A 12,848-nucleotide genomic window follows, 5' to 3' on the forward strand; every position below is an offset into this window, starting at 1 on the left:
ACTAAAGTTTGAATGACGGAAGCATCGTGTGCAAACTCCTTATCCTTTCGAATGAGCATACGCAGCTTTTCATAGTCGATACGTATATTATCTTCTATCATTTCTCGTGGTGCTTTGCCGTTATCTATGTAATTCTTCACGAAGTAGAGCACCATGTTGGAGTTGTACATGGTAGTTTCACCGTAACAATCCTGCGCGAAGCAATAATTGTCGTACCACGGTTTCATTATTTCCATCAGTTCGTCAACAGTATGGCGGAAAGGGCTGTTGGTTGAATAGTAAGTCAGCATTTCGCGCACTTCTTCTTCGGTGAATCCCATCATTTGGTTAAATTGGGGGGTAAGTGAGTAGTTCGTGCCGATGTTGAAGCCACTCGTCAGGTCATCCATCGTTACGGGGCTTACGCCAGTGATGAAACAACGCTCTATGCTGGAATAAGTTCCTGCCTTCACCTTATTGAAGAAAGCACGTAGATAACCTTCGCCATGCGTTTCGTCAGTGTAACGGTGCAAGCTTTCCGCATCGGAAAGGATGGCGTTGGTGAAGTGGTCGTATTCGTCGATGAAGAGATACATTTTCTGTCCGGCACGTTCGCACTCCGAAACCAAATAGTCCAGTTGGTTGACAGCCCCGTCCTTTTCGTCCAATCGTTCTCTGATACCTTGTGGCAGGAGGTCGGAATAGACTTCACAGAAGAAGTCGAAGCGGATTTGGCAATGTGCATCCAGTCCTTTTCGATAATCGTTCAGTTCGCCGGTGATACCTGAAAAGTTAAGGTAAAGCACCAGATAGCTGTTGCGGTTTACTGTGGGATGCTTCCCGATGTAGAGGTCGCCGAATAAGTCGTTGAACTTATCGCGGGTACGCACATCGTAGTAGTGTTGCAGTACGTTCAGCGTGAGGCTTTTGCCGAAGCGGCGGGGACGGATGAAGAAAAAGAACCGGTCTGCCTGCTCTATCATAGGAATGAAGCGGGTTTTGTCTACATAATAATAGTCTTCGCGGCGGATGACTGCGAAGTTCATCATACCGTAAGGTAAACGCTTTCTGTTGGGTACTATATATTCCATTGGATCCATCTTCTGTCCTCCTGCTGATTTCTTTTTTATAACTTGCTTATTAATAGCGTTAACGACACAAAGATAGTAAAAGTTCTTGTTGGGTACGAGGCATCCTCAAAAAAGTATTGGAAAAACTCATTCACACAAAGAACTGCAGCCCTGACAAAGCTATTCTGAAACAGCAGTGAAGTGGCGGAAATAATTCTCGAGGTTAGCTTGTATATATTGAAAGATACTGTATTTTTGTGCAGAACTAAAAAAAGAAGAGACTATGTTGGACATTATTTTGATCGTAATTAGTGCCCTTTGTATGATAGCCGGGTTAGCAGGTTGTATTCTGCCGTTTCTTCCCGGTCCGCCTATTGCTTATGTGGGGTTGGTCATTCTGCACTTCACGGATAAGGTACAATATTCTACGACACAATTAATTGTATGGCTATTGATTGTAGCTGTTTTGCAGGTATTGGATTATTTCACTCCGATGCTGGGAAGTAAATATAGTGGCGGTAGTAAATGGGGGAATTGGGGATGTATTGTAGGAACTCTTGTCGGTCTTCTTTTCTTGCCTTGGGGTATTATTCTTGGTCCGTTTCTAGGAGCGGTGATTGGTGAACTATTAGGAAATAAAGAGTTCTCGCAGGCACTCAAATCAGGTGTGGGCTCTTTACTCGGATTTATATTCGGAACTTTACTGAAGTTCGTTGTCTGCGGTTATTTTTGCTATCAATTTATCATAGGTCTTATTCGGTAACCTATTTGATGTTGTAAAACATTCGTAAGAATAACCTATCTATTGCCTTTACATAGAGTACTAAATCGATGTGTGTTCGTCTTTATTGAAGTAGCACATTGAGGTAGTACCATGAAAAAGACTTTTATTTATCTTTCTTTTATCATTTTCTTGGGGTGGTTTCCCTCGCTTTTTGCGGGAGAAATTTATGTATCCCTGCAGGGGAATGATAAGAATCCCGGGACAAAGGAAGCTCCGTTTTATACATTAAACCGGGCGATCAAGCAGGCTCGTGAATGGCGTAGACTGAATCGGTTGGAAGTAGCCGGAGGAATTTATATTAGTTTGGAAGAGGGTGTTTATGCCCAGCGCAATTCTCTATTTCTTCGTCCGGAAGATAGTGGGACACCCGATTCTCCAACGGTGATTTGTGCAGTAGATGGTGCTCATCCTGTGATTAGTGGTGGAGTTGCTGTTACGGGGTGGAAGCGTGGATGTAATCATCCGGCAATTCCTGAAAAGCTAAAGCAGAAGATATGGTCGGCAGAGGCTCCCCTAATAGGAAATAGAAGGGTAGAAACCCGGCAAATGTGGGTGAACGGTCATAAAGTTCAAAGAGCTGCGCAATTTCCTGACGGAGGATTGGAACGAATGATTGACTTCAATCCGGAAGAACAAACAATAACGATCCCCGTTTCTCAAAGTGTAAATCCGAAGAGACTACAAAATGCCGGCCAACTGGAAATGATTGTCCATCAACGCTGGGCGATTGCTATTTTGCGCGTGAAAAGTATAGACGCGAAAGACGGACAAGCTGTAGTTCGCTTCCATGAACCCGAAAGTCACCTGGAGTTTGCTCATCCCTGGCCGCAACCCGTCATCGGAGGAGAGAAAGGAAATTCTTCCTTTTGCCTGACCAATGCACTGGAATTGCTGGACCAACCCGGTGAATGGTTCCAGGAATATCCTTCCGGCACGATTTACTATTATCCGCAGGCGGGCGAAAATATGGAAACAGCTGAAGTGATTATCCCTGCCTTGGAAACTTTAGTGACCATAGACGGTACATTGTCTCGTCCGGTAAAACATATACAATTTAACGGAATTACTTTTGCGCATACCTCCTGGATGCGTCCTTCTTTTCAGGGGCACGTCACCTTGCAAGGGGGATTTCCTTTATTGGATGCCTATAAACTACAAGAACCGGGGCTTCCGGAAAAAGCAGAACTGGAAAATCAAGCCTGGATCACCCGTCCCGAAACGGCAATATGTGTAAGAGGTGCCGAGCATATTGATTTCAAGCATTGCACGTTCCGTCATTTATCGTCCACCGGACTGGATTATGAATGGGCCGTTACTGCATCGAGCGTCGAAGATTGTCAATTTACGGATATTGGAGGAACGGCTTTACTGGTCGGTGCATTTCCGGACGGAGGATTTGAGACGCACGTCCCTTTTATTCCTGTTGACGTACGGGAATTATGTTCCCATATTACTATCAGAAACAATTTCATCAGTAATGTGACTAATGAAGACTGGGGATGTGTAGGTATCGGCGCCGGATATGTCAGAAACATGGATATTTCTCATAATGAAGTCTGCCATCTGAACTATTCAGGGATTTGTGTAGGCTGGGGATGGACATCGCTGGAGAGCGGAATGTGCAATAACCGGATAGAAGCAAACTATGTACATCACTTTGCCCGTCGGCTATACGATGCAGGCGGCCTGTATACTCTTTCCAACCAGCCGGGTTCCGTCATGCGAAATAACCGGATCGAACATTTAATCGAAGCCCCCTACGCTACGAATGACCGTGCTTTTTATATCTATCTGGATGAAGCTACGGACGGATATACAATGGAAAACAACTGGTGTCCCACTGAACGTTTTGATTCGAACCGCCCCGGGAAAAAGAACGTGTGGAAGAATAACGGCCCTCAAGTGGCGGACAGTATTAAATACAAAGCCGGAAGAATAAAGCAAGATTGAAACAAATCAATGGATTAACATAGTCATCAATGTACTAGTATAGCAATCAATAAACAAGTGTAATAATCATTAGAACTAGACTACTATGGTAATCATTCAAACTAATATGATAATTATAGTAATCAATAAACGATATTTAATCAATAAAATAGATGAAACCAACGAATTACCATTTATTTGATTTCCTTGATTTCGATACCGAGTTATCAAGGAATGAGTCGCTTTGGAAAGCATACAAGCCAACGGCTGTTTATGAAAAGGAAGGAGATATTTACGTAACAGTTCCCTTTCAGAAGCAAAAGCTGGCTAACGATATGATGGCGGATACCGATGTTCCCCAGGAGGAATACACGTTAATCATCCGTCAGTATAACATCGGCATCACCCGTCTGTTTCTTGGCTTCGGTGATTATGTACTGACAGATGAGTCGGAAATGCTACAATTCAGTGACCGGATTCAGAAAGTGCCCCTGTTTATAAAAGAACAAAAAGGAAAATGGATTCTTTCGACGGAGGACGGAACGAAGCGTGCCGTTATCAATGTGGAAGAGCCTCTATTAGACCGATGGAGCGAATTGCTTCCCGACCCTCAAGAAACGCTTGACATCACTTTATACCCTGACGGAAAGCGTGAAATCCGCTTGTCAGCCTATGACCATTTTTCGCCTCCCCGCTACGATGCGTTACCTGTTGCTTTTTGCAAACGCGACGGTCGGAAAGAACGTGCAACGCTTTCTTTTGAATGTAAGCCCGATGAATGTTTTGCCGGAACCGGAGAACGTTTCTTTAAAATGGACTTGAGTGGACAGACTTTCTTCCTGAAAAACCAGGACGGGCAAGGAGTCAATAACCGGCGTACTTATAAGAATATCCCTTTCTATCTATCCAGCCGCATGTATGGAACATTCTACCATACATGTGCTCATAGCAAGCTCTCGCTGGCCGGACATTCCACCCGTTCCGTACAGTTTCTAAGCGACCAGGCATTGCTTGATGTATTCGTAATAGGCGGTGATACGATGGAAGATATTCTTCGCGGTTATCGTGACCTGACCGGCTATCCGTCTATGCCTCCTCTTTGGAGTTTTGGCGTTTGGATGAGCCGTATGACTTATTTCAGTGCCGATGAAGTAGACGAAATATGCGACCGCATGCGTGCCGAACACTATCCCTGTGACGTAATTCATCTGGATACGGGCTGGTTCCGTACCGATTGGCTCTGCGAATGGAAATTCAATGAAGAACGGTTCCCCGATCCGAAAGGATTCATCGGGGGGTTGAAAAAGAACGGCTATCGTGTCTCTTTATGGCAACTTCCATACGTTGCAGAAAATGCAGAGCAGATTGATGAAGCCAGAGCCAATGATTATATAGCCCCATTGACCAAACAACAAGCGACCGATGGTTCCAACTTCTCCGCCCTGGATTATGCCGGAACAATCGACTTTACTTATCCGAAAGCAACCGAATGGTACAAAGGACTATTGAAACAACTCCTGGATATGGGAGTAACCTGTATCAAAACCGATTTCGGTGAAAACATTCACATGGACGCCCTCTATAAAGGTATGAAGCCGGAATTGTTGAACAACCTGTATGCCCTGCTTTATCAAAAGGCTGCTTACGAAATTACGAAAGAAGTGACAGGTGACGGCATTGTCTGGGCACGTTCCGCATGGGCGGGATGCCAGCGTTATCCTTTGCATTGGGGAGGCGATTCCTGTAGTTCTTGGGATGGAATGGCAGGTTCTCTGAAAGGTGGTCTGCATTTCGGTCTGTCGGGATTTGCTTTTTGGAGCCATGATGTTCCCGGCTTCCATACATTGCCCAATTTTATGAACTCGGTAGTAGCAGATGATGTGTACATGCGTTGGACCCAATTTGGCGTATTCACATCGCATATCCGTTATCACGGAACCAATAAGCGTGAACCCTGGCACTATCCGGCCATAGCTCCGTTGGTGAAAAAGTGGTGGAAATTGCGTTATTCGCTCATTCCATACATCGTAGAACAAAGTAAACTAGCCATAGAAAGCGGCTATCCGCTCTTGCAGGCACTCATTCTGCATCATCCGGAAGATAAACTTTGTTGGCATATAGATGATGAATACTATTTCGGCAATGATTTCCTGGTAGCTCCGGTGATGAACAGCGAAAACCGTCGGGATATCTATCTTCCCGAAGGAAAATGGGTGAACTTCTTTACGGGAGAACATTTGGAAGGAGCATGCTGGTTGAGAGACGTGTATGTTCCGTTGGAAGAAATGCCCGTATATGTGCGTGCAAATGCCGTGATACCCATCTATCCGGAAGACGTGGACTGTACGGATGAAATGGATTTAAGCAAGAGCATGGCTTTACGCATAGATAATGATTATAAAGGATTTTGGAATAGATAAATAGAAATAACTCAAGTTTTGTAAGTAGCCTGAAAGGCTTACATAATATTGCGTAGAGTGATACCTTACGCTATATACCAAGAGGCTTTCAACCTAATAAATTACTTCCGAAACTTGAGTAGAATAAATAAAAAATGGCAGAGTATGAAAACATGGAAGAGTAATTTAGAAGAAACAAAACAACGTTATATAAATTGGTGGAACCATAAAGGAATCATTCTCAATATGTGGGAACACTTCCAGGAAGGAGTGCAACCACATGCAGAGATAATGCCTCCCGCGCCGGCAAAAGATTTGTCGCAAAAATGGTTCGACCCTCAATGGAGGGCTGAATATCTGGACTGGTACGTAGCGCACAGCAGTCTGAAAGCGGATATTCTTCCGGTTGCGAATACCCAACTGGGTCCCGGTTCTCTAGCCGCCATTTTTAGGCGGAGTGTTTGAAGGCGGGGAAGACACCATTTGGATTCATCCCAACCCGGATTTCACCGATGAAATAGTCTTTAACCTTGAACACCCGAACTGGATTCTTCATAAAGAACTCCTGAAAGCCTGCAAAGCGAAAGCCAACGGACACTACTTTGTCGGTATGCCCGACCTGATGGAAGGATTGGATGTTCTGGCCGCACTGAAAGGAACGGATAGGGTATTACTGGACACAGTGATGCAGCCCGAAATCTTGGAACAACAGATGCAGCAAATCAACGACATCTACTTCAAAGTATTTGATGAACTATACGACATCATCCGTGAAGGCGACGAGATGGCTTTCTGTTATTTCTCGTCCTGGGCTCCCGGAAAGATGAGTAAACTGCAAAGTGATATTTCAACCATGATTAGTCAGGATGATTATCGCCGGTTTGTGCAACCTTTTATTCGTGAACAATGTCAGAAGATTGATTATACCCTTTATCATCTGGATGGAGTGGGAGCCATGCATCACCTGCCTGCCTTGCTTGAAATTGAAGAATTGAATGCGATTCAATGGACCCCTGGAGTGGGCGAACCACAAGGAGGATCTCCCAAATGGTACGATCTGTATAAGAAGATTCTGGCAGGAGGAAAGAGCGTGATGGCTTGCTGGGTGACATTAGACGAACTAAAACCCCTATTGGATCATATCGGCGCGGACGGTGTACATTTGGAAATGGATTTTCATAACGAAAAGGAAGTGGAACAGGCCATGCGGATTGTTGAAGAATATACCGGTTCTTCTACTTCTGTAAATACCAATGAACATCAACAGGATGCCGACTTGGCAGCTACCGGACAGGAACGTATTTGTATACGGGAAGAACAACACCAGGAAGAGGATAAACTGCAACCTCTGTATGAAGCCATTGTTGCCGGGAAACTGGAACCTGCGGTTGAAGTCACCCGGCAAGCCATTGCGGAAGGAGTAGCTCCCCAAATGATTATCAATAATTATATGATTAAAGCAATGGGCGAAGTGGGACAACGTTTCCAGGATGGAAAAGCTTTTGTTCCTCAACTGTTGATGGCAGGACGTGCCATGAAAGGGGCTTTGGAGCTACTGAAACCTTTATTGGCAGGAAGTGCTTCCACTACAATAGGTAAGATTGTCATCGGTACAGTGAAAGGAGATCTCCATGATATTGGTAAAAACCTGGTGGCTTCCATGCTGGAGGGTTGCGGCTTTGAAGTCATTAATATTGGTATTGATGTGACTTGTGACAAGTTTGTGGAAGCTGTGAAGGAAAACCATGCTGACATCTTGTGCATGAGCGCATTGCTGACTACTACTATGACGTATATGAAAGAGGTTATCCAGGCATTGGAAGAGGCCGGTATTCGTAATCAAGTGAAAGTGATGATTGGCGGAGCACCCGTCAGTCAGGGGTTTGCTGACGAAATCGGTGCGGACGGATATAGTGATAATGCGAATACAGCTGTAGCAGTTGCCAAAGAACTGATTGGAAATAAAAAATAGAATAAAAAGGCACGGATTACACGGATAAACACGGCTCTTAATTACATAGCCTATTAAAACCGTGAAATCCATGTAATCTTTGCCTAAAGAAAATTAGATTTAAACTTACGTTACTTATTTAATACTTGAATTATGCATGTGAAATTCTTAGAGACATTAGATTGGAGTATTCTGATTGCCTACTTCCTTATTTTGATAGCTATTGGTATATGGGCAAGTTCTAAACGAAAAAAGGGGAGTAGTCTTTTCCTTGCGGAGAATTCGTTGAGATGGTATCATATCGGCTTCTCCATGTGGGGGACGAATGTCGGACCTTCCATGTTGATAGCTTCCGCAAGTGCCGGATTTACTACTGGTATTGTTTCGGGGAATTATGCCTGGTATGCATTTGTCTTTATATGTCTGCTTGCTTTTGTCTTTGCTCCCCGATATTTGGGTAGTCGCATCACGACATTGCCCGAATTTATGGGAAAACGTTTCGGACAATCTACCCGTAACATCCTTGCCTGGTATACCATTATTACCATTCTTATTTCATGGCTTGCATTGACTTTATTTGCCGGTGGAGTCCTGATCCGTCAGGTCTTCGATATTCCTATGTGGCAATCGGCATTGCTGTTACTTGTCATCTCCGCTTTCTTCACGATGCTCGGCGGACTGAAAGCTGTGGCCTACACGAATGTATATCAAATGATACTGTTGATTGTAGTATCAGCCACACTGGCTATCATGGGAATCTATAAAGTGGGTGGTGTAGGAGCACTGGTGGATGCCGTTCCGGCGGATTACTGGAATCTTTTCTATCCAAATGATGACCCGGCTTTTCCCTGGCTACCTATTATCCTGGGTTATCCTATTATGGGAGTTTGGTTCTGGTGTACGGATCAGTCGATGGTGCAACCGGTTCTTGCTGCCAAGAATCTCAAAGAAGGACAGATGGGAACCAACTTTACCGGATGGTTGAAAATATTAGATGTACCTCTTTACATTCTTCCCGGCATTATCTGCCTCGCTCTATTTCCACAATTGGAAAATCCCGATGAGGCTTACATGACAATGGTGACTCATTTATTTCCGGTAGGGATGGTCGGTTTGGTGCTAGCTGTGCTGACAGCAGCGTTGGTAAGTACTGTAGGCTCTGCATTGAATGCATTAAGTACGGTATTCACAATGGATATCTATGTGAAGAAAATCAGACCACAGGCCAAGCAAAGAGAGATTATCAGGATGGGACAAGTGGTTACAGTAGTCGGTGCACTGATCTCTGTCATAATAACCATAGCAATCGATAGCATTAAGGGGCTGAATCTATTTAATGTTTTCCAGTCTGTATTGGGATTTATAGCTCCTCCGATGGCAGCCGTATTCCTCTTTGGCGTGTTCTGGAAACGCACCACTACGCTGGCTGCTAATATGGCTCTGACATTGGGAACTGTGTTCAGTATCGGAGTGGGAATTTTGTATTTATGGGTATTTCCGGCCGAACAATATAATGCATGGCCTCATTTTATGCTGCTTTCTTTCTATTTATTCGTTATCATCGGAATAGGCATGATAGTAGTCAGCCTGTGGGATAAATCTCCGCAACTGGGGACCTTGAATATGGAAAAGATAGAGGACAAACCTGCACGAATTGTTCTTATCCTATGGGGATTACTTATTGTGACTATGATCGGGCTTTACATCTTCTTCAATGGCCACTAGTTTTTATTCACTACAGAGGACGCAGAGATTATTATCTAATAATAAAAAGACTCCGTGTCTCTGCGTCCTCTGTGGTGAAACTATTTTCTACGAAAGCAATTTTCGTACGTACACAGCCCGCAAGTATATTCCAGCTTACGGACATGAGAACCCACTCCAATAATACCACTTACAGATTTGATGGGAATCATCAGGCTGGAATCTGTCAACTGAATACCACAGGGCGAAGCGACCGGAAATAAGGAGAATAGTTTTTGTTGTTCCGATACGTGCCATCCGCAATAACCGGGGCTGTATCTGTTAGTGTGCTTCCAACCTCTCTTTTCGATAAATGCAGCCAACTCCTCTTCCATGCAATCAGCAGCCTTTTCTGCAATGATGCTCCCCAATGAGTCTGCTATATATACTTTCACCATGTCGTCCTCTTGCTGAAGCAGATGTTGAAACTCCTCAAATTCAACTCCCGCAGTGGCGGTAAAAAAGGCAAAGGCTTCCGAACCCCGTAGTTGGCGGGCAATGGTTTTACCGATTGAGAGAACCGTATCTTTTACAGTCAGTGTTGCTTTTTCAGTGTCAAGCAGTCCGTCAGTGAGGAAAAAGAAAAAACGGGGACGAAGAAGGGGAGTGATACGGTCAAGTAACGTATTTATTTCTTCTATAACCATTCCATCCGGCATAGAATCTTTATATCCCATCGCCTCGTAGATATCGGACGATGGGATTTGCAGTTTCTGGTAAGTAAGTTCCTGTTCAACCATTGGTGGATGCATTGAAATATATAGGTTGTTGTAATCCTGCGGACACAGAATTAAACTTGTGTCTTATTGAACTCTTCCAATGCAGTATAAAATGCATCTATATTAACAGAAGACGTATGTGGCGGAATATCACAACCACTTGACAATACGAAATTCGGATATGCACGGGTAGCCTCCAATAGTTGCAAAGTCGCTTCCTTCATAGTCTCCGGACCTGCCATTTTGAAAAGGCTCACCGGGTCCAGATTTCCCATTGCCAGTGCATCGGTCGGAATCTCTTTCAACGCTTCCTCCATTTTGATTTTATTCCCGAAATGATAAGCGGCTGCACCGGTATAAACCATCGCTTGTGTGCAATTCCCTGTGTTTCCGCAATTATGAAGCACTACGGCAAAGTGATCATCCTGTACCTTCTCTATTATTTCTTTCACAAATAAAGAAGAATATTGCAGGCAATCTTCGTTGGATAACAGTCCTGCAGCAGGTTCAGCCATGACTACACCGTTCACACCGGTTGCTTTCAATGCCATGCAATAGCGGGTGATGAAGTCACTGCATTTTCTTAATAATGTATTGGCTGCATCGGGATTAATATAAATCAGCATCATGATTTCCGACATATCATACAAACGTCCGGCCAGCGAATAAGGACCGATGCAACCGGCAAAAACCGGACGGTCTGTTACATTTCTGGCTGTCAGCATATTTGCTTTAAGATATTCCGGAATTCTTCCTTTATTCAACGCCGGAACTTCCAGCTTTTCAATAGCAGCTTCATCCGCCAGCAAACGGCCGGACACACTGGGCACCTCATTTTCCGGAAAGATAATCTCTGCCCCGAAAGCTTCCGCTTCTACCGTCAGATCCATGATAACGGTTGCTGCCGCAGCCGGATACTTGTCACAAAGAGCTTTGATAGCCTCATAATGAACCTGTCCGTTTGTTACCGCATCATGCACCGTTTTCCCAATAAATTCGATACCCGGATGTGTCATGATCGGAATTGCAATCGTTTCCTTACGTTGGATCGTTTGGCTGATCCATTCTTTCATATTCAGTTTACCCATAATTTCAGTTTTTAATATCGTCTTGTAATAAAGACGAAGTTGCCCTTCTTTTGTAATCTCGTATATGATAAAATCTTATACCGGTATAAAAATAAAGCTGTCCTTCAAAAAGAAGAACAGCTTTACACCTATTTGATTTATCTTCGAGCTTTATTTTACCGGAATCTTATCAATACGGTTCTGATGGCGTCCGCCGTCAAATTTGGTAGAGAAGAACTCTGTCAAAATCATGTCCGCTTCTTCAGTGCTGATGAAGCGTCCTGGCATAACCAATACATTAGCGTCATTGTGCTGACGAGCCAGGTGTGCGATTTCTGCATTCCAGCAGAGAGCGGCACGAACCCCTTGGTGCTTGTTCAGCGTCATATTGATTCCGTTTCCACTGCCGCAGATAGCGATACCGGGATAACATTCTCCCGATTCCACTGCAAGAGCCAGCGGATGAGCATAATCCGGATAGTCTACGCTTGCGGTAGAGTTAGTTCCGAAATCCTTGTAAGCCCAGCCTTTTGCTTCCAGCCAGCCGCGAACATATTCTTTCAGTTCAAAACCGGCATGGTCGCATGCTAATCCGATTGTTTTCATTAGAGCATTGCTTTTACTTGGTTATATACGTTCTCGGCAGTAAATCCAAGTTTCTCATCCAATACTTTATAAGGAGCGGAGAAACCGAAAGATTCCAATCCCCAAACTTTACCGTGGCAACCTACCAGACCTTGAAGAGTGACAGGCAGGCCGGCAGTCATACCGAAAATCTTCGCATCTGCCGGAAGGATAGCTTCCTGATATTCTTTCGGTTGGTTGCGGAACAGACCTTCAGACGGAGCAGATACAATGCGTACCTTCACGCCATCTTTGCGAAGCAACTCTGTGCCGGCTACCAATGTAGACACTTCAGAACCTGAAGCTACCAGGATAACATCCGGATTTTCGTCGGAACCTGCTACGATATAAGCACCCTTGGCTGCTTGTTCGTAATCTGTTCCTGCCGGTAAATTGGCAATATTTTGACGAGAGAAGATCAATCCTGTCGGAGTAGACATATTTTCCATAGCAAGTTTCCAAGCAATGGTTGTCTCTTCTGCATCAGCCGGACGAAGTACCAACATAGAGTTGTGTCCCTTATGGTTTTTCAGTTTTTCCATCAGGCGGATTTGTGCTTCCTGTTCTACCGGTTCGTGGGTAG

General features: G+C 44.3%; 9 protein-coding genes and 1 pseudogene. 5 read left to right on the forward strand and 5 right to left on the reverse strand.

The window, feature by feature from the left end; translation table 11 throughout:
- On the reverse strand, nucleotides 1-1,079 hold a 1,079-nt coding region (locus tag BXY_RS07465), incomplete at its 3' end, for an AAA family ATPase (RefSeq protein WP_394809832.1).
- A 253-nt stretch (nucleotides 1,080-1,332) separates the two neighbouring features.
- Between BXY_RS07465 and BXY_RS07470 the strand changes: the two genes are divergently transcribed.
- The 5 genes and pseudogenes from BXY_RS07470 to BXY_RS07490 all read left to right on the forward strand — a co-directional run bounded on the left by BXY_RS07470 (nucleotide 1,333) and on the right by BXY_RS07490 (nucleotide 9,837).
- Nucleotides 1,333-1,812 (forward strand): DUF456 domain-containing protein, encoded by a 480-nt coding sequence (locus BXY_RS07470; RefSeq protein ID WP_009041096.1) that lies wholly within the window; start codon nucleotides 1,333-1,335, stop codon nucleotides 1,810-1,812.
- Between the two features lie 111 nt (nucleotides 1,813-1,923).
- Entirely contained in the window at nucleotides 1,924-3,783 is a 1,860-nt protein-coding gene (locus BXY_RS07475; protein ID WP_015531591.1) for a right-handed parallel beta-helix repeat-containing protein, read from the forward strand.
- Between the two features lie 152 nt (nucleotides 3,784-3,935).
- Nucleotides 3,936-6,182: a glycoside hydrolase family 31 protein gene (locus tag BXY_RS07480; RefSeq protein ID WP_015531592.1), complete on the forward strand. Its 2,247-nt coding sequence runs from the start codon at nucleotides 3,936-3,938 to the stop codon at nucleotides 6,180-6,182.
- A gap of 144 nt (nucleotides 6,183-6,326) precedes the next feature.
- Nucleotides 6,327-8,133, forward strand: a pseudogene (locus BXY_RS07485) (cobalamin-dependent protein).
- 132 nt (nucleotides 8,134-8,265) lie between these two features.
- The gene (locus BXY_RS07490; RefSeq protein WP_015531594.1) at nucleotides 8,266-9,837 is read left to right on the forward strand and encodes a sodium:solute symporter; all 1,572 of its coding nucleotides are present in this window, start codon (nucleotides 8,266-8,268) and stop codon (nucleotides 9,835-9,837) included.
- Between the two features lie 80 nt (nucleotides 9,838-9,917).
- Here BXY_RS07490 and BXY_RS07495 read toward each other — a convergent pair whose 3' ends face one another.
- The 4 genes from BXY_RS07495 to BXY_RS07510 form a co-directional block, all read right to left on the reverse strand.
- Nucleotides 9,918-10,595 (reverse strand): vitamin B12 dependent-methionine synthase activation domain-containing protein, encoded by a 678-nt coding sequence (locus tag BXY_RS07495; protein WP_004297446.1) that lies wholly within the window; start codon nucleotides 10,593-10,595, stop codon nucleotides 9,918-9,920.
- 50 nt (nucleotides 10,596-10,645) lie between these two features.
- Nucleotides 10,646-11,662, reverse strand: a complete 1,017-nt coding sequence (locus BXY_RS07500) for a uroporphyrinogen decarboxylase family protein (protein ID WP_015531595.1) — start codon at nucleotides 11,660-11,662, stop codon at nucleotides 10,646-10,648.
- 150 nt (nucleotides 11,663-11,812) lie between these two features.
- On the reverse strand, nucleotides 11,813-12,247 hold the full coding sequence (gene rpiB, locus BXY_RS07505; RefSeq protein ID WP_004297448.1) for a ribose 5-phosphate isomerase B: 435 nt from the start codon (nucleotides 12,245-12,247) through the stop codon (nucleotides 11,813-11,815).
- Nucleotides 12,247-12,848: transketolase-like TK C-terminal-containing protein (locus tag BXY_RS07510; RefSeq protein ID WP_316927937.1), on the reverse strand; the 602-nt coding region annotated here is incomplete at its 5' end. The genes BXY_RS07510 and rpiB, both read right to left, overlap by 1 nt.

The organism is Bacteroides xylanisolvens XB1A (genome assembly GCF_000210075.1).
Classification (GTDB): domain Bacteria; phylum Bacteroidota; class Bacteroidia; order Bacteroidales; family Bacteroidaceae; genus Bacteroides; species Bacteroides xylanisolvens.